Consider the following 23,373-nt stretch of genomic DNA (forward strand, 5'->3'; position numbering starts at 1 on the left):
TTCGCCAACAAACGATATTGTCTTTGGGTAGCTGATAGGATTTCTATCAAGGATGTCCCGCACCCTCCTCCCGCTGAACGCCCTTCGAGCCTTCGAGAGCGCCTCGCGCCACCTGAGCTTCTCGCGGGCGGCGGACGAACTCGGCGTCACCCCGGGCGCTGTCAGTCAGCAGATCCGCCAGCTCGAAGACATTATCCGCGCCCCCCTGTTCAAGCGTGAAACCAAGGGGCTGCAACTCACCGACCTTGGCCGCTCGGCTGCGCCCCTCGTGGCGGAAGGGCTGGACCGGTTGAGGGATGCCTCGACCCTGATGCGCGAGCCGCCGCGCCGGCGTCAGGTCTCGATCAGCGTCACCCCTTCGTTCGCATCCAAGTGGTTGATGCCGCGGATGGACGACTTCCACCGGGTCCACCCGGACATCGAGGTCTGGGTCTCGGCCGACATGGAGCCGGTCGCCTTCGACCACGGCACGACGGATCTGGCGATCCGCTACGGCGCCGGCGACTACGCCGGCCATGTCTCTTACAGGCTGCTGATCGAGACCGTTCTCCCGGTCTGCGCCCCGGCGCTGATGCAGGGGCCGAACCCCATCCGGGTCCCGGCGGATCTGAGCGGCCATGTGCTCCTGCACGACATGTCCGGCGACGGGGACGCGAGCCGGCCCGACTGGCCGATGTGGCTGATGGCGCGGGGCGTGAAGCATGGCGACCCCCGTCGAGGGTCTCGCTTCAACCAGTCCGCCCTTTTGATCGAGGCGGCCGTCGCCGGACGCGGCGTGGCCCTCGCCAAGCGGACACTGGCCCAGGCGGACCTTGCGGCCGGACGGCTGATCGCCCCGTTCCACGACGGCGGGGCGGTCGTCGGCTTCGCCTATCACGTGGTTCATCCCAAGACGCGCCCCCTGTCGCCGAGCGCACAGGCCTTCACCGGATGGCTGAAAAAACAGGCGGCCTTCCATGACAGCGGTCTGGATCAGCTCTAGGCCCAGAACGGACCACGGCAGATTTTCTGCCTGGAACGATTAGAAGAAGTCGTTCGCACCAGAGCGTGACCGTCTCCTAACAGCGGGCTCTCATCCTGGGGTCCCGCATGACCGACGCCGTCCTTCTAGAGAAGCCCGCCGTATCCGCAGCCTGGCACGATCAGCCGATCCTCTGGACGAGGCGCTGGACCGACCGGCTGTTCAGTTTCGTGATCGAAAGACCGGAGAGCTTCCGCTTCCGGTCCGGCGAGTTCGTAATGATCGGCCTGCCCTCCGAGCAGCCGGGCGGCAAGCCAACCCTACGCGCCTACTCGATCGCCAGTCCGGCCTGGGCCGACGAGCTCGAGTTCTTCTCCATCCAGGTCCCGGACGGCCCCCTCACGTCTCGCCTGGGTCTCCTGGACACAGGTGACCGGGTCCTGCTCGGCAAGAAGCCTACCGGAACCCTGGTGCTGGACGCACTGACTGGCGGCGCCCGCCTCTATCTGATCGCCACCGGCACGGGCCTGGCGCCCTGGCTCAGCGTGCTTCGGGATCCCGAGACCTGGGAGCGGTTCGACGAGGTGATCGTCACCCATACCGTTCGCGAAGCGAAAGACCTCGCCTACCGCCAGTTCCTCACCGTCGACATCTATGACGACCCGCTGGTCGGCGACCTCGCTCGCGATCGCCTGCTCTACTATCCGACCGTCACCCGCGAACCCTTCGTCCGCACCGGCCGGATCACGGAGCGCATCGACAGCGGCGCCTTGTTCGAGGACCTCAACATCACCGGCGGCTTCGACCCGTCCGTGGACCGCGTCATGCTCTGTGGCTCGACCGCCATGATCCGTGACGTCCGCGCCCGACTTGAGGAGGCGGGCCTGATCGAAGGATCGAACGCGGCTCCGGCCCAGTTCGTGCTCGAACGCGCCTTCGTCGGCTGACCCCAGAAAAACTATCCGGTTGGTCCAGTTCATATCGTTCGACCCGTCTGTCGGTGAACGCTTGAGTGGACGACCGTAGAGGATCCGATGACGCAGATCGCACCGCTTGCCCGACTGATCGACACGCCACCCGTGCGCCTGCAAGCGCGCGGACAGTTGTCGCCACACCTGCGCCGGCTCGAGGCCGAGGCGATCGAGATCTTCCGCGAGGTCGCTGCGACCGCACGCAATCCGGTGATGCTCTATTCGATCGGCAAGGACTCCGGCGTCCTGCTCCATCTGGCCGCCAAGGCCTTCTACCCGGCCCCGCCCCCCTTCCCGCTGCTGCACGTCGATACGACCTGGAAGTTCCGGGACATGATCCGCCACCGCGACACGGTCGCCGACACCTATGGCGTTCGCCTCATCGTCCACATCAACGAGGACGGCGTGAAGCGGGGGATCTCGCCCCTGGCGTCGGGCTCCTCGGTCCATACCCAGGTGATGAAGACCGACGCCCTGAAGCAGGCCCTGGACCTGCACGGGTTCGATGTCGCCTTCGGCGGCGCCCGGCGCGACGAGGAAAAGAGCCGCGCCAAGGAGCGCATCTTCTCCGTTCGCGGGCCGGGTCACACCTGGGACCCCCGCCGTCAGAAGCCGGAGCTCTGGACGCTGTGGAACTCCAGCCTGATGCCGGGCGAATCCCTGCGGGTCTTCCCCCTCTCCAACTGGACCGAACTCGACGTCTGGGAATACACGCGCCAGCAGGGCATCCCGGTCGTGCCGCTCTATTTCTCCGCCCCCAGACCTGTGGTGGTCCGGGGAGGCTCGTTGATCGTTCGCGACGACGACCGGCTCGTTCTGGCCGCCGGCGAGGTGCTCGAAACACGGAAGGTCAGGTTCCGCTCGCTGGGCTGCTACCCGCTTTCCGCGGCCGTGGAATCCGACGCCGACGACATCGACGAAGTGATCGCCGAACTGAGGGCGACCCGCAGTTCGGAGCGTCAGGGACGTCTGATCGACGCTGACGAGACCGCCTCGATGGAGCGCAAGAAGCGCGAGGGGTATTTCTGATGGACGGCGAACTCTTGACCCTTCGCCGCATCGATCCGGATCGCCCTCTCCGCGATCACCTGCGTTTCCTCACCTGCGGCTCGGTCGATGACGGCAAATCCACACTGATCGGCCGGTTGCTTCACGACACCGGCCAGATCGCCGACGACCAGCTGGCGACGCTGAAGCGCGACAGTACGCGCTTCGGCACGACGGGGGACAACCTCGACTTCGCCCTCCTGCTGGACGGCCTGGAGGCCGAGCGCGAACAGGGCATCACCATCGATGTCGCCCACCGCTATTTCTCGACGGCGCGACGCAACTTCATCGTCGCCGACACGCCCGGACACGAGCAGTACACGCGCAACATGGCCACCGGCGCGTCCGGCGCAGACGCGGCCGTGATCCTCGTCGACGCCACGCGCGGCATCACCGCCCAGACCGAACGCCACAGCCGGATCGTCTCCCTGTTCGGAATCCGGCACGTCATCCTGGCGGTGAACAAGATTGACCTGGTCGACCATGATCCCGAGGTCTTCCGCAAGATCGAGGCCGCCTATGCCGCCTTCGCGGCGGGGCTGGCGTTCCGGTCGGTGATCACCGTCCCGATCAGCGCCCGCCATGGCGAGAACATCGTCGAGCGCAGCCCGGCCCTGAGCTGGCACAAAGGACCGAGCCTGATCGAGGCGTTGGAAAGCCTCCCGGTCGAAGACGGTCGTTCCGCCCGCCCGTTCCGGTTCATCGTCCAGTACGTCAATCGTCGCGACCAGAGCTTCCGGGGCTACGCCGGCACGGTGGCTTCCGGCCGGATCCGTGCAGGAGATCAGATCGCGGTGAGCCCATCGGGCCGTACAGCGACGGTCTCTCGCATCGTGACCTGGGACGGAGATCTCACCTCCGCCGAGACCGGTGAAGCGGTCACGCTCGTGCTCAAGGAAGACGTGGACATCGCCCGGGGCGACGTCTTCGCCCTGCCCTTCGCCCGCCCCGCCACCGTGGACCGCTTCTCGGCCAGCCTTCTCTGGATGGACGACACGCCGTTCTCTCCAGACCGCGCGCTGCGGATCCGCATCGGATCCAGGACCGCATCGGTACGCGTCGCCCTAGTCGATGCAGAGGTCGGTGCGGCCGCGACGCTCGCGCCCAACGACATCGCGCGCGCGGCCATAAGCCTCTCTTCGCCGATCCCGTTCGACTCCTTCGCGGACAACCCCGCTCTGGGCAGCTTCGTTCTGATTGACCGGGAGACCGGCGCGGTTGTCGCCGCCGGCGTCGCCGAACAGGCCCTGGATCAATCGCGCAACATCTACCCGACGTCCGGGGCCGTCTCCCGGCGCGAACGCTCGCAGATGAACGGACACGAGGGCGGCGCGATCTGGATGACCGGGCTTTCAGGATCCGGGAAATCGACCATCGCCGCAGTGCTGGAACGAGAGCTTCACGCCCGTGGGGTTCGCACCATCCTGCTGGACGGCGACAACCTGCGCCACGGCCTCAACCGCGACCTCGGCTTCTCGCCGGAGGATCGCTCAGAGAATGTCCGTCGCGCCGCCGAGGTGGCCAAACTGTTCGCGGATGGAGGCGTCATCAGCCTCTGCGCCTTCATTTCCCCGAGCGCAGCCGCCCGCCAGGCCGCAAGGGAGCGGTTCCCGGCTGGAGCCTTCCTCGAAGTCTTCGTGGACGCCCCCATCAACGCCTGCAGGGCGCGGGATCCAAAAGGGCTCTATGCGAAGTCCGATGCGGGGCAGATTGCAGACCTCACGGGCGTGGATGCCGCCTATGAGGCGCCGCGCAGTCCCGACCTGGTAGTCGACACCCTCACCCTGTCTCCAGAGGCTGCGGCGCGACGCATCCTCGATCTGCTCGAAGAACGTCGCTGGATCGGCGCCATCTGAGGGCGGACGCTCGGGGGCCGGCCCTTGGGTTCCGCTCAGGCGATCTGATCAGTCGAAGCTCAAGAGCCGCAACGGCGTGACCTCGGTCGTCACCCAGACGCCCGCCTTGGTGTAGGGCTCGCTCGCCACATAGGCGTCCGCGGCCGCCCGATCCGGGAATTCCCCGATCATCGCCGAGCCGATCGCATTGCCTGCGTCGTCCAGCAAGGCGCCCACCTTGACGATCTCGCCGGCCGCATTGCGAGCGTTCAACCCCTCGATATGCGCCGGCCGCGTGGCCTGGCGACGCGCCGGGGCTTCGGCGTCCGTGCCGTCACGGCCGATGATGAGAAACTGCATGAGACTGGATCCTTCAAAGGTGCATGCCGCCATCGACGGGGATTTCGCGCCGGTGATGTAACGATAGGCCTGGAAGCACAAGAAGCGGTCCGATCGACCAGCCTAATCCTGCTTCGGAAGATTGGCCCTCACGACGCCCAGAAACGCATCGGCGAGGCGATCCGGCCCGGAGTTGGCGGAGGTCGCAAAGCCGTACTCATGGCGAATGCCGGGCGTGAACCGCCTCAGGACGGCGCCGTCGCGGACATAGGGCTTGGCCAGCCGCTCGTTGACGATGGCGACGCCCACGCCGCGCGACGCGAGCGCACAGGCCGACGCGATCGTATGGGTCTCGACCTTGACCCGCGGCACCACGCCCGCGTCGGCGAAGGCCGCCTCGACCTGGGCCCGGAACCGCTGGCCCTGACCCAGCAGGATCAACGGAACGCCGCGCATGTCCGCCGCCGCAATCGTCTCCTGCGCCGCCAGCGGGTGGCTGGACGGCAGGACGCAGGCGCTCTCGCTGACCAGCACCGTCTCCGTCCTCAGGTCCGCCCGGTTGTGGGGCAGTTTGACGAAGCCGGCGTTCACCGCCCGCGAGGCGATCATCGCCTTGGCGACCTCGACTCCGTGGGAGTCGATCGACAGATGTACCTGCGGGTACTGCTCCAGAAAGCGCTGGATCATGTCGGGCAGGATCGCTTCCAGAATGCTGGGCGGCGCGACCAGGCGCAGGTGGCCGACGCGGAAGTCCGAGATGTCGCGCGCCAGCGACTGCACGCGATCGACGTTGTCGAGCGCGCGCTCCACCTCCTGATGCAGAAGCAGCCCATCGGCGGTCAGCATCAGCCGCCCGCGGTCGCGGTGAAACAGCTCGAACCCCACGTCCCGCTCGAGCTGCGCCAGCAGCCGGCTCGCGGCCGGCTGGCTCAGATCCTGCGACCGGGCGGCGCTGGTCACCGAACCCAGCCGGACGATGGCGTGGAAGATCCGCAGCGCCCTGAGGCGGATCGTCTGACGGCCCTCGGCGTCCGGCGTCATGACCGGGTCCTAGGCGACCGGCCGGATGGGCAGCACGATCCGAGACGGCGTGTCGGGTCCGAAATGCACCGAGCAGATGGCGACGACCGGTTCGCTGGGCTCCCCGGCCGGAACGCCCGTGCCCGGATTGACGTCGAAATGCGGGAAGTTGCTGGCGGAGACGTCGAGCCGGATCCGATGCCCGGCCGCGAACAGGTTGGAAGTCGGGAAGGCCTTGATGTCGACGCCATAGACTTCCCCCGGCCGCATCGGATGTGCAGCCTCGAACCCGTCGCGGAAGCGTAGGCGCAGCACGCCGTGGGTCAAGTTCAGCGCATAGCCCTCGGGATAGTCGGCATTGGGCGGGTAGACGTCGACCAGCTTGATCATCACGTCGCAGTCCAGCGCGCTGGCCGAGATCCACAGCCGCGCCGACACGGGACCGGTGACCTCGACCGCCTCGCTCAGGACCTCGGTCTGGAAGGAAATGACATCGTCGCGGTCCGCCAGCGCCCTGCCCGGTTCGGAGGCGCCATACAGATCGACGCTCTCCCTCTGGTCGAAGCCGCCGGCCTCCATCAGCGGCGCGCCCGAGGCGATGGCGCCGCCGATCGTGGGAACGGGATTGGCCGGATCGTGCCGCCAGGCGCGCTGACCGGCTTCGGGAACGGCGCGCGACAGTCCCCCGTCGCTCGAAAGATGGAAGGCTGTGGCTTCCGCCTCGGGCGGCGGCCAGTCCGCCTCGTCGCGCCAGCGCCCGCCGTGATCCAGTCGACCCTGTTCGGTCCTGCGACCGGTCCCTCCGCCCATGACGAACAGTTTGACCGGCGACGGCAAGGGGTCGGCGACGTCCGCGTCCCGGCGCAGATGTCGGTCGAACCAGTCCAGCCGCAGGCGCAGGTAGTCGTCCGCCACATGGCCGTCCAGCGTCGCTTCCGGTCCGAAATCCGCGTCTCCGGCCCATGTCACCGAGCGCTGCCCATGGGTCCACGGCCCCATGACCAGACGCACGGGCCCCGTCTTCATCCGGCTGAGCGCGGCGAAATTCTCGGTCGCCGCCAGCGCATAGGGATCGTACCAGCTGCTCATGAACACCATCGGCGTGTCCGTGAACCGCTCGTAGTGGGCGGAGGCGCAAAGGTCGGGCTGGGTCCAGAAGTCGCCAAAGGTCTCGCGCGCCCACATGCGCACGACGAAGTCCTCGTACTCCGGCGCGGCTCCGAGCGGCGAATGACCCTGGGTCCAGGGGTTCACGCGCGCCCATACGCCGATGTCCTCGGCCTCCAGCGCGGCGCGGCGCATGGGATCGGCGGCGGTCGCCGGGGCCTGAAGCGCGTGCTTGTAGGCCCAGGTCAGCTGCTTCAGCTCGAAGGCGCCGCCCTGACGGATGCCGCTGTGATAGCCGCTGGAGAAGCCCCCGGAATCCATGAACATCGCCGCCAGCGCCGGATGCCCCAACGATGCCACCGCCGCCTGGACGTGGGCGGAATAGGACAGGCCGGTCATGCCGATCCGCCCGTCGCACCAGGGCTGATCCGCGATCCAGCTCAGGGTGTCGTAGCCGTCGTCGGCCTCGTTCAGGTATTTGGAGAAGACGCCTTCGGACGCCGACCGCCCCCGGCAATCCTGCAGGACATAGGCGTATCCAGCGCGCGCGAAATCGGCCGCGACCTCGGGCTTGGAGCGCGGCGTCGGATCGACGGCGGTCCGGTCGGCGTGGTTGGTCCCCCGCTTGTCATAGGGGGTCCGCTCCAGAATGACGCTGAACGGACCCGCGCCGGCCGGCAGATAGACGTCGGCGGCCAGACGCACGCCGTCGCGCATCGCCGCCATGACGTCGCGCAGGACGACGATGTCCTCGCCCGGCCGGGGATGAGGAACGGCGCTCACGGGATCGCCGGTGCGGCGATGGCGGCCGGGGGCAACGTATAGGTCGCGGGCGCGCCCGGCCCCACCGGCAGGGACAGCGAAACCCACAGTGTGACCAGGGCGATCCCGGCCAGACCGAAGCTGATACTGTAGGGCAGCATCAACGCGATCATCGAGCCGATGCCGAAGTCCGGCTTCCACCTCTGGCTGATGATCAGCACCAGCGGGAAGTTCGAGGCCAGCGGCGTGACGATGTTGAAGATCGAGTCGCCCATCCGGTAGGCGGCCGTGGTCATCTCCGGCGAGATCCCCAGCAGCATCATCATGGGCACGACGACCGGCGCCATCGCGCTCCACTTGGCCGAGGCCGAACCGATGACGAGGTCGAGCCCCGACGACATGCCCAGCAACGACACCAGCAACAGCGGTTTGGGCATCGAAAGGGCCGTCAGCGCCTCGGCCCCCTTGACGGCCAGAACCGGTCCGAGGTTCGACCAGGAGAACATCGCCACGAAGTGGGCGGCGAAAAAGGCCAGCACGATATAGGGGGCGATGTCGCGCATCCCCTCCCCCATCATCCGGACGAGGGTCCGGTGGCTGGTCACCGTCCCGGCCGCCGCGCCATAGGCCCAGCCGCAGCCGAGAAACAGCAGCATGAAGGCCGCCACCAGGGCGCCATAGAAGGGCGCCAGCCGCTTGGGCCCGACCGCCTCGGCATCGATCAGCGGCGCACCGGGCAGCATCGTCAACGCCGCGAACAGTCCCACCACCGCCAGCGCCACCAGACCGGCCAGCATCAGGCCCCGCCGCTGGCGCCCATTCAGCACCCCCATGTCATCAGCCTCGGCCACGCCCTCCGGCAGCTGACCCGACCATTTTCCGAGGCGAGGCTCGATGATCCGGTCGGTGACGAACCAGGCGATGGGGGTGAACAAGACGCCGATGGCCAGGGTGAACCACCAGTTCCCCAGAGGATTGACGCCATAGCTCGGGTCGATCAGCTGCGCGGCCGGCGCCGTGATCCCCAGCATCAACAGGTCGAACTGGCCCGGTATGATGTTGCCTGCGAAGGCGCCCGAAATGCCCGCATAGGCGATGGCCACCCCCGCCAGCGGATGCCGTCCGGCTCGCGCGAACACCAGCGCCGTCAGGGGGATCAGAACCACATAGGCCGCGTCCGCCGCATGGTGCGAGAACAGGCCGATGACGAAGACCGCGGGGCTCAGGAACCGCGTCGGCAACCGCCGCACGCCTCCGCCCAGCAGCGCTGCAAACAACCCCGACCGCTCGGCCACCGCCGCCCCCAGCATGACGACGAGGACCAGACCCAGTGGCGGGAACCGCGTCAGCGTCTCGGGCATGTCGACGAACAGCCTGGCGACGTTTTCGGACGACAGCAGGCTCTGCGTCGCCAGCTGTTCGCCCGTCACCGGATTGACCGCGCTCCAGCCCGCGCCCGCCGCCATGACGGACACGATGACCAGCACCACGATACATCCCGCCAGGATGAAGACCGGGTCCGGCAAGGCGTTGCCCAGCCGTTCCACCCGGTCCAGCCATCCCCGACGCGCGGTCGGGGATGGGCCATTCACGTCCGTCATGCCGGAACCCGGATCCTAGAACTGCAGCCCGAGGCGAATGTAGGCGCTGCGACCCCGGGCGTCATAGGTGTAGATGTCGTAGTTGATCGGGGCGTTCGCATAGGAGGCGGGCGGCTGTTCGTCGAACAGGTTGCTGACCCCGACCGACACCGTCGCGTCGTACATGTCGAAGGCGTAGCTGGCCTCCAGATCGTTGTAGAAGATGGCGGCGGTCACATCGTCCTTGACCGTGTTCACGATGTCGGTGCTCTCGCCGATGTAGCGTCCGCGCCAGAGGGCGCTCCATGCGCCGTTGTTCCAGCGCAGCGAGCTCTGGCCCTTCCAGTGCGGATAGGTCGAGCGCGCCCGGTCGCCTTTCCCGGCGCGTTCATCGAGAATGTCGGGACCTCCGGTCGGATCGGGGCTGACGGTCGTGAACTCGTCCAGATACGAGGCATCGACGACCGCTGCGAAACGACCGATGCCGGTGTCAAACTCGTAGCGGATCGTCGCATCGATGCCCGAGGTGCGGATTTCTGAAAGGTTCTGCGATCCCTGGGTCAGGCGGGTCACGGCGCCGGTCACCGGGTCTCGGGTCACCAGGTCGCAGAAGGCCCCGCCGCGCGCCGCGCACAGGCCCAGGATCTGGGCCGCGGCCTGGGAGGCGATCGCGTCCTGGATCTTGATGTCATACCAGTCAGCGGTCAGCGTGAATCCGGGAATGGCGTCGGGCTGGAAGGCGAAGCCGAGGCTGACGGTGTCGGCCGTTTCCGGCTCCAGCTGGCGGTTGCCGGAAGTGGTCCCCGGGATCAGGCCGTTCAGGTTGAAGTTGGCCTGGTTGTAGCTGGCCGGAATGCCGGCGCAGCCCGGCAGGGTCGGACGGGCCGCGGCCCCGCCGTTGCACGGATCGATGGCCTGGATGCTGACCTCGCGCCCGCCCTGGAACAGTTCCAGGATCGACGGCGCCCGGAAGCCCTGGGAATAGGTGCCGCGCAGCAGCAGCTGCTCGACCGGCCGCCAGCCCACGCCCGCCTTGATCGTCGTCGCGTCGCCCACGGTGTCATAGTTGGAATAGCGGGCCGCCACGCTCAGATCGAGGCTGTGCGCCAGTGGCATGTCGGCCAGCAGCGGAATGGCGAACTCCACATAGCCTTCGTGCAGGCTGTATTCGCCCACCGTGGGCACCCGCGTCTGGGCCGTCGTGGTCGTATAGATGTTCGACAGGAACACCGGCGTGGAGTTGGCATAGGCGTCCGGCGTGTCGGTCGCCTTGTTCTGGCGATACTCATAGCCCGCCGCCACCGACAGCGGCCCGGCCGGCAGCTGGAACAGTTCGCCCGTGATGTTGTAGGTCACGTCGAACAGCTCGGTCGAGTTGGACTCCCGCGTCGTGAACCGGATGTAGTCCGCCATCTGCGCCGTCATCGGACCGAACAGGTTGATCGGCACGCACCCGGCCGAGGCGAGACAGGTGGCCGGATTGCCCAGCCCCTGGAACAGCCGTTCGTAGTTCACGCCGTTCAGGGCCGAAGACTGGATCTCGTTGCGCGACCAGCTGCCGTTGAGGTCCCACGACCATTCGCGACCGAAGCCGTTGAAGGTCCCCTCGGCCCCGGCGCCGATGCGCCACGTCTCGACGTCCTGGATGTTGTCGCGATTGCCGAGGTCCGTCATCACCTTGCGCACCCGCCAGGCGGAGGTGGCCGCGAAGGCCACGGCGTTCGCGGTCGGAACGCCGTTGGCCGTGCCGAACGGGTTGAACGGGTGGTTGTTGGCCAGGGAATAGCCCCGGATCGTCCCGGCCGTGCCGCCGATATCCAGCAACACCGGGGAGAACAGCTGGTTCGACTGACGCCGGTTGTAAAGTCCCTCGACGTGGAACGAGACATTGTCCGACAGGTCAGCGCGGAAGCGGCCATACAGGCCGTAGCGTTCGCTGGGTCCCGCCGAATAGATGCCCTGGGCCTGGGTGTTGAAGAAGTCCTCCGGCAGGGTCGCCGTGCGGAAACTGTTGTCCGCCAGATTGCCCGCGCCATAGCCGCCGAGCGCGATCTGCGTGACCGGCGTCGCGGCCGCCCCAAAGCCGGTCGGCGTGCCGAAATAGGCGTTGTTCGACAGGCCCGGCAGGATGAACAGGCCACGCGGGCTGGTGCCGGGCGCGGTCAGGGGCACCAGGCTGAGCGTGGTCAGGTCGCGGTCCGACGTCAGGATCTCGTCTTCACGCGCATAGCTGGCCGAGAGCACCACCGAACTGTTCTCGAACCGGCGACCCCAGTTGGCGACGGCCGAATACTGCTCCCCGTCCCCTTCCGAAGTGATCCCCGCGCGGGTGTTCAGGCGCAGGCCGTCGAAGTCGCGGATGGTGCGGATGTTGACCACCCCGGCGATCGCATCGGCGCCATAGATGGCCGATGCGCCGTCCTTCAGCACCTCGATCCCGTCGATCATGCCCAGCGGAATGGTGTTCAGGTCGACGAAGTCGCGGAAGCCGCGCTGGCCCACGCCGTCGACCCAGCGATGGCCGTCGACCAGGACCAGCACCCGGTTGCCGCTGCCCTCGGCCCCGCCGAGATAGCGCAGATTGATCGAGGACGCGCCGTAGGAGGTGCCCTGCGTCCCGTTGCTGTTCAGGCTGACGCCCGCCGACGGCAGACGCTGCAGCAGGTCGCCGACCGACACGGCGCCGGAGTTCTTGATGTCCTCGGCGGTCAGGGTCAGCAGCGGCCCGACCGAGTCGGCGTCGCGACGCTGGATGCGCGACCCCGTCACGATAATCTCGTCGACCGACGACGTGTCGTCCTGAGGTGCGGCGGCCGGTGTCTGCGCCGCAGCCGGCGATGCCAGCAGGCCCAGCGTCAGTGCGGCCAGCGCCGAGCCGGTCAGGCACAGTGTCCGGATGGAAGTCGTCGTCGCCATGTTCATGGTCCCCGTTGTTCTTGCCGGTCCTTGATCGCGGATCGGCCCCCTGGAGGGGACAGTCGCAGCGGGTTCGCCACATCTGCAAGAATATGGCGATTTCGTATCACGTCATGCTCTGGGCGCATGATCTATGAACCAACGCTCGGCGAAACGTATGGTCGGGTCCGGAGGCGTACATGGCGATTGATCGGCGACAACTCGTCTGGGGCATGGGCGCATTGGCGGGTCTGTCGGGGTGCGGGACGGCGCCGGACCCGACAGGCCTGCGCATAGACCTTCTGGGTCAGGCCCTGATCGAACATGCGCCCACTTCTGCGGAATGGCCTGGAAGGGCCGGCGTGGTCGGCGTGCTGGAAGGCGCCGATGCCGTCTTCACCAATCTGGAGACTGTCATCCGCGGCCCCCGCGCCGGGGCGCCGACACGGGAGTTGCTGACCCTGCACGCCGCGGGACCGGAAATTCTGGAGACCCTGAAAGACGCCGGCGTCGACCTGCTCAACACGGCGAACAACCACGCCTTCGACCTCGGGAGCGGAGGCATTCTGGACACCCTGGCCGCCATCGAGGGGGCGGGTCTTCGCACGACAGGCAGCGGCGCGGACCTGGCCCGGGCGACCGCCCCCGCCACCGTCGAAACCCCGGCCGGCAAGGTCTCGGCGATCGGCTTCGCCACGGGCAAGATCCGCCCCGGCGGCGCCGCTGCGCCCGGTCATCCCGGCGTCAACGAGTTGCGGCGCGATGCGTCCGGCGCCCCCCTCGCAGAGGACGAGGCGCGGATCCTGGCCGCGATCCGTGAGGCCGCATCCCGCTCCGACGCCGTGATCGCCTGCCATCACAACCACGACTGGGAGCCGGACAACAGCCGGGTCCCCGTCTGGCAACAGGCCTTCGCCCGACGCTGCATTGATGCGGGCGCGAGCGTCTTCGCAGGCCACGGTTCGCCCGTCCTGCAGGGCATGGCGACACACCGCCGTCGCCCTCTCCTGTTCGGCCTCGGCAACTTCATCTTCCAGACCGAGAAGCCGCAGGGTGCTTATCCGCCGCCCTCCTGGCAGGGCGTCATCGCCTCGCTCACGATCGACGGCGACCGACCGATCCGGGTTGAGCTGACCCCTGTCGTCATGAACGAAGTCGGGTTGAACGGCTCCGAAGATCAGGCCACGCGGGGCTTCCCGACCCTGGCCGGAGATCGGGACGCCGCGGACATCCTCGCGCGCCTGGCGGCGCAATCGGCTGCGCTGGGCGGCCGGGTCGAGATCCGCGGAACCCTCGGCGTTCTTGCGATGGAGTGACGACCGTCGCGTTCCGCGCCGGAAATCCAGTGCCAAGCCTTGTCGTCGGACTCAGGCGTCCAGCCGATACCCCACGCCGGCTTCGGTCAGGACAAGGGCGGGATGTGAGGGATCACTCTCGATCTTGTGGCGCAACTGCCCGATGACGACCCGCAGATACTGTACGTCGTCCGCATGGGCCCGGCCCCAGATGGCGGTCAGCAGGCCGGTGTGGCTGACGACCTTGCCGGCGTTGCGGGCGAGATAGGCGAGCACGTCGTACTCCTTGGGGCGCAGCTTCAGCCGCTCCTCGCCGCGAGTGACAAGGCGGCGGTCCAGGTCGATGGAGACCTCACCCGCTGTGACCACCCCGGACGCCACAGGCCTCAGCGCGCCCTGACGCAGGCCGGCCCGGATGCGGGCCAGCAGTTCGCCGACGCCGAACGGCTTCTCCACATAGTCGTTGGCGCCGAGATCAAGCGCTGCGATCTTCTCGGCCTCCTTGTCGCGGGCGGACAGGACGATGATCGGGCCTTCGTAGAACTCGCGCGCGCGGCGCAGCACCTCCTTGCCATCCATGTCGGGCAGGCCGAGGTCGAGGACCACCGCATCCGGAGACCACAGGGCGATGCCGCGCAAACCCTCCTGACCGCTGTCGGCGCGCTTGGCGTCATAACCGGCGGCGTCCAGCGCGGGGGACAGGAAGCGGTGGATCTGGGGCTCGTCGTCGATGACGAGGATCTGGGGACGCAGCGCGGACATCACAGCAGCTCGCGGTGGGTGACGATGGCCTTGGGCAGGCGGATCAGGATGCGGGTTCCGGGGCGCTCCTCATCGCCGTCATGGATCGGGCTGGCGGCGGCGATGCGACCCTGCATGGCTTCAACGAACCCCTTGGCGATGGCGAGGCCCAGACCCACGCCCTTGGCGCGGTCGGTGGATTCCTCCATGCGCTGGAACTTGTCGAAGACCCGTTCCAGTTCCTCGGTCGGAATGCCCCTGCCCTCGTCCTCGATCGAAATGACGACCGAGCCGCGATCCTCATAGGCGGCGAGTTCGACCGTCGAGCCGTCGGGGCTGTAGGCGATGGCGTTCTCCAGAATGTTCACCAGTGCCTGCTCCAGAAGCCCGTCGTCGGCCTTCACCAGGCTGAGTTCGGCGGGGAAGTCGCGTCGGATTGTGCGGTCGCCGAGGCGGCGGGACACACGTTCGGCGGCGGCGTTCAAGATGTCGCGGACGTCGATCCATTCGGCCCGGACCTGCAGCGCGCCACCCTCCAGCCGGGTCATGTCCAGCAGGTCGCCGACATAGCGGTTCAACCGCTCCGCCTCCTCGCGGATGCTGAGCAGGAGGTCGGCGCGGACGGCGGGCGACAGGCCTTCGCCGTAGTCGATCAGGGTCGTCGCCGATCCCAGCACGGTCGACAGCGGGGTCCGCAGGTCGTGGCTGACCGAGTTCATCAGGACCGCGCGGAAGCGGTCAGCGCGGCGCAGGGTCTCGGTCTCGACGGACTGGCTGGCGAGGTCGGCGCGCTCGATGGCGACGGCGCCCTGATCCAGCAGGGCGAGGGTCAGTCGCTCTTCGTCGGAGCCGGGAGCCAGCGCATCGGCCTCGATGCCCGCGACACCCGCCCGGCCGCGCACGCCCTGCAGCGGGCGGAAGGTCCAGTTCGTCTGCGGCAGGGTGCCGGTGCCGAAGCCGGCCGCCTCGCCATGCTCCCAGGCCCAGCGGGCGGCTGCCATGGCGGCTGCGCCGAGGGTCGGCGTCTCGGGCGCCCCGGCGGCGATGATGAGGTCGTCGCCCAGGGGCAGCAGGACGACCGCCTTGGCGCTGGCGGCCTCGGCGGCCTGTTCGGCGAGCACCTTCGCCGTCGCCTGACGGTCATCGGCCCCGGCCAGGGCCTCGCTGGCGCCGAGCAGGGCCGAGACGGCGGAGGCGCGTCTCTGGGTGCGGCCGGCCTGTTCGCGGACGCGGCCCGCCAGCACGCCGGTCAGCAGGGCGACGCCCCAGAAGACGACAAGCGTCAGCACGTCGGTGGGCGAGCCTATGGCGAAGCTGTAGCGCGGCTGAAGGAACAGGAAGTTGTAGATCAGGAAGGCCGTCGTCGCCGCCGCCAGCGCGGGCCGCAGACCGTGGAGCGCGCCCGCCGCGACCACTGCTGTCAAATAGATGACGCCCAGATCGACCCGCTCGAATGTCTGGTCCAGACCGAGGGCCAGGACAGTCGCCAGGCCGATGAAGCCCGCCCCGATGGCGTATCCACGCCAGGCCATGGGGGCGGATGCCGGCCGAGGCGCCGGGGCCGGGGTCTCGGCCTCGTCGGTGATGATATGGATCGCGACCCCGCTGGCGGAACGCAGCAGGGCGACAGACAGCGATTGCCCCATCAGGTCGCGCAACCGGCTCGTGCGGCCCTTGCCGACGACGATCTGGGTCACATGGTTGCGCTGGACGTGGTCCATCACGGTGCGGACGACGTCGTCGCCGGTCAGGGTCACGGTACGGGCGCCGAGCTGTTCGGCCAGCTTCAGCGCCTCACTGAGCCGCGTGGTCGCCTCGACCGAGGCGACGGCCCGATCGACCGTCGCGACCGTCCAGGGCGCATCCATCATCATGCCGGACAGCCGCCGCCCGGCGCGCACCAGAGACGCCGCCATGCCGTCGCCCCCGACCAGCACCAGGATGCGCGCCCCCGCAGCCCACGGCCCGGGCACCCCCTTCTCGCGCAGATGCACCAGCAGCTGGTCATCCACGGTTTCCGCCGCGCGCCGCAGCGCCAGTTCGCGCAGCGCCGTCAGGTTCTCGACCTTGAAGAAATTCTCCGAGGCCAGCCGGGCCGTCTCGGGGACGTAGACTTTCCCTTCGGCCAGCCGCTTGCGGAGTTCGTCGGGGGTGATGTCCACCACCTCGATATCGTCCGCCTTGGCGAGAGCGCTGTCGGGGACCGTCTCGCGCTGGCGGGCGCCGGTGATACGCAGGACGACGTCGGACAGGCTCTCCAGATGCTGGACGTTCAGCGTCGTCCAGACGTCGATCCCGGCCTTCAGGATCTCCTCGACATCCTGCCAGCGCTTGGGATGGCGCGAGCCCGGCGCGTTGGAATGGGCGTATTCATCGACCAGCAGAAGTGCGGGTCGGCGGGCAATGGCGCCGTCGATGTCGAACTCCATCAGGGCGCGGCCCTTGTAGTCGACGGGGCTCCGGGCCAGCACATCGAGCCCGCGCAGCAGGCTCTCGGTCTCGCGGCGGCCGTGGGTTTCGACCAGGCCGACCAGGACGTCGTCACCCTCGGCCTTTCGCCTGCGGGCGGCGCGCAGCATTTCATAGGTCTTGCCGACGCCGGGTGACATGCCGAGAAAGACCTTCAGCCGGCCCCGCTTGCGCGAGGCCGGCCGTGGATCGTCGATTGTCGCGGGCTCAGCCAACTAGCCGGCCAGGGCGTCGAGGGCGCGGTTGGTCATCAGGACGTTGACGCGCGGCTGACCGATGAAGCCGAGCAGCGGGCCCTGGGTGTGGTCGTCGATCACGCGCTGCACCTGTTCGACTGTCAGACCCCGGGCCGTCGCGACACGGGCGGCCTGAAGACGGGCATAGGCCGGGCTGATGTCCGGGTCGAGACCCGAGGCCGAGGTGGTCACCGCGTCCGCCGGAATGGCGGTCGCGCCGGTCTGGACCCGGATGGCCTCCGCATCGGCGGCGATCCGAGCTGCGAGGTCCGGATTCAACGGCCCCAGGTTCGAGCCGGACGATCCGGCGGCGTTGTAGCCGTCGCCGGCCGCTGACGGACGGGGATGCAGGTAGCGGGCCTCGGCGAAGGGCTGGCCGATCAGGGACGACCCCTGGACCACGCCGTCGGCGCCGCGGACGAGGCTGCCGTTGGCTTGCACCGGGAAGACGCCCTGCGCGAAGCCGGTGATGGCCAGCGGATAGGCCAGACCCAGCACCAGGGTGAACAGGGCCATCATGACGACGGCTGGACGGAGGTGGTTGAGCATCTGTGTCGCTCCCTAGAAAACCGCCTTCAGCGAGGCCACGGCGCGCGCGCCGTAGATGTCGCCGAAGTCGTGCTCGTCGGTGTCGTGATAGCGGACATCGACCGCGAGGTTGGAAGTCAGCTGGTAGGCCGCGCCGACGTTCCACGTCGTGTAGTCGAAGTCCGAGGACAGGAACTGGCGGCCGGCCGCGCCGCTGACGGTCCATTTGTCGGCGAGGCTGAAGGCGGCATTGGCCTCGACGTAGGTGGCCTCGTCTTCCGACGCGCCGAAGAAGTCGGGCGACCAGTAGACGGCCGCACCCACCGTGGCCGGGCCAATGGCGCGCGAGGCGGCAGCCTTCAGCTCGACGTAGTCATAGTCCGCCGCGTCGGGCTGGCCGGTGTAGAAATAGCCGACGACGCCGAGGTCCAGGTTCCAGCCGGCGACCTCGGGACGGACGCCGCCGTACAGGTCGATCTCGGCATTGGTGTCGTCGTCGCCGGGGAAGCTGACGTTCGAGGCCCAGCCGCCGGCGTAGAACTGGCCGGCCGTGACATCGGCTCCGGCCGAGAGGGCGAAGTCCTCTTCCGTCTGGCTGACGCCCCGGAAGACGTAGTCCGAGGTCGCGGCGGCGTTGAACGACCACCGGGGTCCGGACGTCTGGGCGGCGGCAGCCGATGCGATAGATCCGAGGGTCAGAAGCGCCGTGATCGCTACGGCGGAGCGCGTTTGGATTTGCATTGTCTATTCCTTGATCTGGGCGGCCGGGACCGGCGCGGGACGAGCCGACGATCCGGCGTAGTCATGTCGGGGGATGAGGGCCGCGATCACGATCGCGGCGATGAAGAAGACGGCGAACCAGGCATCGTTCTTGCCGGCGGCCTTCAACCGGGAACGGCGGGGCATGGCGATCGTCCTCACGCCAGGCCGAGACCGGTGATGATCAGGTCGATCGCCTTGATGCCGACGAAGGGCGCGACGAGCCCGCCGAGGCCATAGATCAACAGGTTACGACCCAGCAGCTTGCTCGCGCCGACCGCCCGGTACTTCACCCCGCGCAGGGCCAGCGGGATCAGGGCCACGATCACCAGGGCGTTGAAGATGACCGCCGACAGGATGGCGCTTTCCGGCGAACCCAGCTGCATGACGTTCAGCGCGCCGAGCGCCGGCAGGGCGACCACGAACATCGCCGGGATGATGGCGAAATACTTGGCCACGTCATTGGCGATGCTGAACGTCGTCAGGGCGCCGCGCGTGATCAGCAGCTGTTTCCCGACCTCGACGATCTCGATGACCTTGGTCGGGTCGGAGTCCAGATCGACCATGTTCCCGGCTTCGCGGGCGGCCTGGGCGCCGGTCTGCATGGCCACGCCGACATCGGCCTGGGCCAGCGCAGGCGCGTCGTTGGCGCCGTCGCCGCACATGGCGACCAGCCGACCCTTGGCCTGTTCAGCCTTGATGAGGCGCATCTTGTCCTCGGGCGTGGCCTCGGCGAGGTAGTCATCGACCCCGGCCTCCGAGGCGATGGCGGCGGCCGTGACCGGGTTGTCGCCGGTGATCATCACGGTGCGCAGGCCCATGGCGCGGAGTTCGGCGAAGCGCGCCTTGACCCCCGGCTTGACGACGTCCTTCAGGTGGATGACCCCGACCAGACGGCCGTTCTCGGTCACGGCCAGAGGCGTGCCCCCCGAACGGGCAATCCGGTCCACGGCGGCGGTGAACTCGGCCGGGGCGACGGCGCCCTTCTCCAGCGACTTGAGTACGGCGTCGACCGCCCCCTTGCGCCAGGACAGGGTTCCGGCGTCCACACCCGACTGGCGGGTCACGGCGGTGAAGGAGATGGCCTTGGCGCCATCGGGCAGTTCGGCGACCACGCCGGCATTCCTGCCCAGCTCGACGATCGAGCGACCCTCCGGCGTCTCGTCGGCCAGCGAGGCCATGACGGCGGCGCGCAGGGCGGCTTCGGGCCGGACGCCGGCGACCGGGATGACCTCGGTCGCCATGCGGTTGCCGAAGGTGATGGTGCCGGTCTTGTCGAGCAGCAGGGTGTCGACGTCGCCTGCCGCCTCCACCGCACGGCCCGAGGTGGCCAGCACGTTCACCTTCAGCAACCGGTCCATGCCGGCGATGCCGACGGCGGACAGCAGTCCCCCGATCGTGGTCGGGATCAGGGTGATGAACAGGGCGCCCAGTACGATGGGATCCAGCTTCACGCCCGAATAGGCGCCGAGGCCCAGCAGGGTCACGACCGCGATCAGGAAGACCAGGGTCAGGCCGGCCAGCAGAACCGACAGGGCCAGTTCGTTCGGCGTCTTGCGACGGTTCGCGCCCTCGACCATGGCGATCATGCGGTCGAGGAAGGTCGAGCCGGGCGCCGAGGTGATGCGGATCTTCAGCCAGTCGGACACGACCGTGGTGCCGCCGGTGACGGCCGAACGGTCGCCGCCAGATTCGCGAATGACCGGGGCGCTCTCGCCGGTGATGGCGGCCTCGTTGACCGAGGCCACGCCCTCGACGATCTCGCCGTCGGAGGGGATGACGTCGCCGGCCTCGACCAGGACGATGGAGCCGACCGTCAGGTCACCGGCCGGCATCTGCGAGACCGCGCCGGTCGTCGGATCAACCAGCTTGGCGGGCGTCGTCACGCGGGTGGCGCGCAGGCTGTCCGCCGCCGCCTTGCCCCGCCCTTCGGCGACGCTTTCAGCGATGTTGGCGAACAGAACCGTGGCCCAGAGCCAGAGCGCCAGCTGGATGGCGAAGCCCGCCGACTGACCGGACGCGATCGCCCCCGCCGCCGAGACCGTCGCCAGCAGGGCGACGATCCAGGTGACGAAGATGACCGGGTTCCTGAGCAGGTGACGCGGGTTCAGCTTGACGAAGGCGTCGCCGAACGCGCGGCCGAGCATGGCGCCGGTCAGGCCGCCGCCCAGTTTGGACGTCGAGGGCCGGCTTTCGCCGATCTCGGGGTTTGCGAAGGTCATGTCAGATGTCCGATCACTGGACCCCGCCGAGCATCTGGAAATGCTCGACGATGGGTCCGAGGGCGAGGGCGGGGAAGAACTGCAGCCCGCCCAGGATGAGGATGACGCCGATCAGCAGGCCGATGAACTGCAGGCCGTCCGTCGGCAGGGTGCCGGTCGAGGGCGCAAGCTTGGGCTTGACCACCAGGGCGCCGGCGAGGGCCAGCACGGCGACGGCGGGGATGAACCGGCCCATCAGCATGGAGATGCCCAGGGTCGTGTTCCACCAGGGAGCGTTGGCGGTGAGCCCTGCGAAGGCCGAACCGTTGTTCGCCGCCGCCGAGGTGTAGGCGTACAGCATCTCCGACAGACCATGCGGCCCATGATTCAGCAGCCCCTCCATCGCGGTCGGGAAGACGGCGGCGATCGAGGTGAAGCCCAGGATGGCGAGCGGCAGCACCAGCACCGCGATCATGGCGAACTGGATCTCGCGCGCCTCGATCTTCTTGCCGAGATATTCCGGGGTCCGGCCGACCATCAGTCCGGCGATGAAGACCGCCAGCATGGCCATCACGACCATGATCGCGATGCCCGAGCCGATCCCGCCGGGCAGGATCTCGCCCAGTTGCATCAGGAACATCGTCAATCCGCCGGACAGCGGCATCAAGCTGCCGTGCATGGCGTTGACCGAGCCGTTCGAGGCGCCGGTCGTCTGACCAGCCCAGGCGACGGAGGCGGGCAGACCGAAGCGGGTTTCCTTGCCTTCCATATTGACGGGCTGATCGATCCCGGCGGCGACGAGCGCCGGCGCGGGCTGGCTTTCGGCGACGTAGATGCCGGCCGTGCAGGCGGCCAGCAGGACGAAGGCCGCGATGACCAGGGCGCGGACATCCTTCTTCGCCAGCACGCTGCGGCCGAAGGCGAAGAAGGCCGCCCAGCCGAGGACGTTGATCGACACGGCCGTGATCAGATTGGTCAGGGCCGAAGGGTTCTCGAACGGATGCGCCGAGTTGGCGTTGAAGACGCCGCCGCCGTTGATGCCCAGTTGCTTGATGGCCAGCTGACTGGCGACCGGGAACAGCGACAGGGTCTGTTCGCCGCCTTCGAGGCCCCGGGCCGTGACGGAGGCCGCCAGGCTCTGGACCACGCCGAGACCGGTCAGCACCATTGCCAGCAGAAGCGCGGCGGGCAGCAGCAGGTAGAGGGTCGTGCGGGTCATGTCGGCCCAGAAATTGCCGACACCCTCGCCGCGGTTGGCGACGAAGGCGCGCGCCAGGGCGGCCGCGATGGCGGCGCCGGTGGCGGCGGACAGGAAGTTCTGCACCGTCAGTCCGACCATCTGGCTGAAGGTCGACAGGGTGCTTTCACCGCCATAGCTCTGCCAGTTGGTGTTGGTGACGAAGCTGACGGCCGTGTTGAACGCCAGATGCGGCGACAGACCCGCGAACCCCTGCGGGTTTAGCGGAAGGAGGCCCTGCAGACGCAGGATGGCGAACAGCAGGAAGAAGCCGACGGCGTTGAAGGCGATCAGGGCGCCGGCATAGCCGACCCAGCCCTGACCGCGTTTCGGGTCGACCCCCGAGGCCTTGTAGAAGACGCCTTCCACAGGCCGCAGCACCGGATCGAGCCAGGTACGCTCGCCGTTCCAGACGCGCGACAGATAGATCCCCAGCGGCCATGCGATCAGCACCGACAAGCCGAGGATCAGGGCGATTTCCGCCCAGCCTTGAATATTCATTGCGGCGGCTCCTTCAGAACCGCTCGGGGCGCACGAGCGCCACGATCATGTAGACGGCGACCACGACGGCGCCGGCTCCCCAGAGAAGGGCGATCATCGTCACACCCTCCGCAAGGCTGAGGCGAGGACGGCGAAGAGCAAGAACGCCCCGCCGCCCAGCGCCAGGAAAAACAGATCGGCCATGTGAGGCGACTCCAGAAGTTCAGGAGGCGGAAGGACCACGAAGCCGCATAACGGAGCCATGCGAGTCTCCCGGCGGCGCATAACGGGAGCATAAAATCCGACGGCGGCGCGTCGGCTCGGCATGCGAAAACGCCCGACGCAGGGCGCCGGGCGTGGGGTCGATGGGTCAGCGCTCGGTGACGATGACGATGTGGCCCGGATGGCTGTCCGCCTCGGCCTCCGCGTGTCTCAGGGCCGTCCTCCGGTCCATGAATATCCCGCTGAACAGGTTGTCGCTGGATCGGAGCCGCCAGCGACCGCCCTCGGGCAGGACTTCGAGGATGGCCGGCGGCACGTCGATAATCAGGCTCATCGCCTGCCGTCCGACAAGGCATCGGCCTGGCGCTGCAGCAGCCGGGCGATCCGGTTCGCCGCGCTGCGCGTCCGGAAAGGCCGGGTGCAGGCGCCGTTCAGGCGGACGCTCCAGCCTCCGCAACGGGCGATCACCGTATAGACCTTCGGCCTGGGCGCGCTTCCTGCCACGGGATAGTCAACGCAGCCGGTCATCATCGGTCCAGCCTCCGCGGAGCCCGCCTCGGCGAGGATGCGGCGCCAAAGGCGGCCCCAAGCACCGCCATCGTCATTCGCCACACGCTCAAAGGGGGAGGCTCCTTTGAAGTCGCCAGCCGGGAAAGCGTACTGATCCGCGTCATGCGCAGTCTCCTTT

At 68.2% G+C, this 23,373-nt stretch carries 20 protein-coding genes; 5 read left to right on the forward strand and 15 right to left on the reverse strand.

Annotation, left to right across the window (positions count from 1 at the left end; all coding sequences use genetic code 11):
• Positions 1–52 precede the first annotated feature (52 nt).
• The 4 genes from gcvA to cysC all read left to right on the forward strand — a co-directional run bounded on the left by gcvA (position 53) and on the right by cysC (position 4,835).
• The gene (gene gcvA / locus ACW17Y_RS10790) at positions 53–982 is read left to right on the forward strand and encodes a transcriptional regulator GcvA (protein WP_492035705.1); all 930 of its coding nucleotides are present in this window, start codon (positions 53–55) and stop codon (positions 980–982) included.
• Between the two features lie 107 nt (positions 983–1,089).
• The gene (locus ACW17Y_RS10795) at positions 1,090–1,908 is read left to right on the forward strand and encodes a ferredoxin--NADP reductase (protein ID WP_492035706.1); all 819 of its coding nucleotides are present in this window, start codon (positions 1,090–1,092) and stop codon (positions 1,906–1,908) included.
• A gap of 87 nt (positions 1,909–1,995) precedes the next feature.
• A complete protein-coding gene (gene cysD / locus ACW17Y_RS10800; protein WP_492035707.1) occupies positions 1,996–2,961 on the forward strand; it encodes a sulfate adenylyltransferase subunit CysD in 966 nt (321 codons plus the stop codon).
• Positions 2,961–4,835: an adenylyl-sulfate kinase gene (gene cysC / locus ACW17Y_RS10805; RefSeq protein ID WP_492035708.1), complete on the forward strand. Its 1,875-nt coding sequence runs from the start codon at positions 2,961–2,963 to the stop codon at positions 4,833–4,835. Before cysD ends, cysC begins: the two co-directional genes overlap by 1 nt.
• Before the next feature lie 48 nt (positions 4,836–4,883).
• Here the strand turns inward: cysC and ACW17Y_RS10810 are convergent, their stop codons facing one another.
• The 5 genes from ACW17Y_RS10810 to ACW17Y_RS10830 all read right to left on the reverse strand — a co-directional run bounded on the left by ACW17Y_RS10810 (position 4,884) and on the right by ACW17Y_RS10830 (position 12,538).
• Positions 4,884–5,174 carry a YciI family protein gene (locus ACW17Y_RS10810; RefSeq protein ID WP_492035709.1) on the reverse strand — a complete coding sequence of 97 codons (291 nt, stop codon included), beginning with the start codon at positions 5,172–5,174 and terminating at the stop codon, positions 4,884–4,886.
• 102 nt (positions 5,175–5,276) lie between these two features.
• Complete coding sequence (locus ACW17Y_RS10815; protein WP_492035710.1) at positions 5,277–6,194, reverse strand: LysR substrate-binding domain-containing protein; 918 nt, start codon at positions 6,192–6,194, stop codon at positions 5,277–5,279.
• Positions 6,195–6,203: 9 nt separating this feature from the next.
• Positions 6,204–8,063, reverse strand: coding sequence for a CocE/NonD family hydrolase (locus tag ACW17Y_RS10820; protein WP_492035711.1), 1,860 nt, complete (start codon positions 8,061–8,063; stop codon positions 6,204–6,206).
• A complete protein-coding gene (locus ACW17Y_RS10825; protein ID WP_492035712.1) occupies positions 8,060–9,643 on the reverse strand; it encodes an AbgT family transporter in 1,584 nt (527 codons plus the stop codon). The genes ACW17Y_RS10820 and ACW17Y_RS10825 overlap by 4 nt, the downstream gene beginning before the upstream one ends.
• A 15-nt stretch (positions 9,644–9,658) precedes the next feature.
• The gene (locus tag ACW17Y_RS10830; protein WP_492035713.1) at positions 9,659–12,538 is read right to left on the reverse strand and encodes a TonB-dependent receptor; all 2,880 of its coding nucleotides are present in this window, start codon (positions 12,536–12,538) and stop codon (positions 9,659–9,661) included.
• 179 nt (positions 12,539–12,717) lie between these two features.
• On the opposite strand from ACW17Y_RS10830, the gene ACW17Y_RS10835 reads away from it, so the two are divergent.
• Complete coding sequence (locus ACW17Y_RS10835; RefSeq protein ID WP_492035714.1) at positions 12,718–13,833, forward strand: CapA family protein; 1,116 nt, start codon at positions 12,718–12,720, stop codon at positions 13,831–13,833.
• Positions 13,834–13,884: 51 nt separating this feature from the next.
• Here the strand turns inward: ACW17Y_RS10835 and ACW17Y_RS10840 are convergent, their stop codons facing one another.
• The 10 genes from ACW17Y_RS10840 to ACW17Y_RS10885 form a co-directional block, all read right to left on the reverse strand.
• Positions 13,885–14,574, reverse strand: coding sequence for a response regulator (locus ACW17Y_RS10840; protein ID WP_492035715.1), 690 nt, complete (start codon positions 14,572–14,574; stop codon positions 13,885–13,887).
• Complete coding sequence (locus ACW17Y_RS10845; protein WP_492038287.1) at positions 14,574–17,162, reverse strand: DUF4118 domain-containing protein; 2,589 nt, start codon at positions 17,160–17,162, stop codon at positions 14,574–14,576. Before ACW17Y_RS10845 ends, ACW17Y_RS10840 begins: the two co-directional genes overlap by 1 nt.
• 75 nt (positions 17,163–17,237) lie before the next feature.
• Complete coding sequence (kdpC, locus tag ACW17Y_RS10850; protein WP_492035716.1) at positions 17,238–17,807, reverse strand: potassium-transporting ATPase subunit KdpC; 570 nt, start codon at positions 17,805–17,807, stop codon at positions 17,238–17,240.
• 12 nt (positions 17,808–17,819) lie between these two features.
• Entirely contained in the window at positions 17,820–18,527 is a 708-nt protein-coding gene (locus tag ACW17Y_RS10855; protein WP_492035717.1) for a TorF family putative porin, read from the reverse strand.
• A 3-nt stretch (positions 18,528–18,530) separates the two neighbouring features.
• Positions 18,531–18,692: a hypothetical protein gene (locus ACW17Y_RS10860; protein ID WP_492035718.1), complete on the reverse strand. Its 162-nt coding sequence runs from the start codon at positions 18,690–18,692 to the stop codon at positions 18,531–18,533.
• A gap of 11 nt (positions 18,693–18,703) precedes the next feature.
• On the reverse strand, positions 18,704–20,767 hold the full coding sequence (gene kdpB, locus ACW17Y_RS10865) for a potassium-transporting ATPase subunit KdpB (protein WP_492035719.1): 2,064 nt from the start codon (positions 20,765–20,767) through the stop codon (positions 18,704–18,706).
• A gap of 13 nt (positions 20,768–20,780) precedes the next feature.
• Positions 20,781–22,484: a potassium-transporting ATPase subunit KdpA gene (kdpA, locus tag ACW17Y_RS10870; protein ID WP_492035720.1), complete on the reverse strand. Its 1,704-nt coding sequence runs from the start codon at positions 22,482–22,484 to the stop codon at positions 20,781–20,783.
• 13 nt (positions 22,485–22,497) lie between these two features.
• The gene (locus tag ACW17Y_RS10875; RefSeq protein WP_492038288.1) at positions 22,498–22,581 is read right to left on the reverse strand and encodes a potassium-transporting ATPase subunit F; all 84 of its coding nucleotides are present in this window, start codon (positions 22,579–22,581) and stop codon (positions 22,498–22,500) included.
• 252 nt (positions 22,582–22,833) lie between these two features.
• The gene (locus ACW17Y_RS10880; protein ID WP_492035721.1) at positions 22,834–23,019 is read right to left on the reverse strand and encodes a hypothetical protein; all 186 of its coding nucleotides are present in this window, start codon (positions 23,017–23,019) and stop codon (positions 22,834–22,836) included.
• On the reverse strand, positions 23,016–23,213 hold the full coding sequence (locus tag ACW17Y_RS10885; RefSeq protein ID WP_492035722.1) for a hypothetical protein: 198 nt from the start codon (positions 23,211–23,213) through the stop codon (positions 23,016–23,018). The genes ACW17Y_RS10880 and ACW17Y_RS10885 overlap by 4 nt, the downstream gene beginning before the upstream one ends.
• Between the last annotated feature and the right edge of the window lie 160 nt (positions 23,214–23,373).

Source organism: Brevundimonas sp. AVps7, from assembly GCF_058681545.1.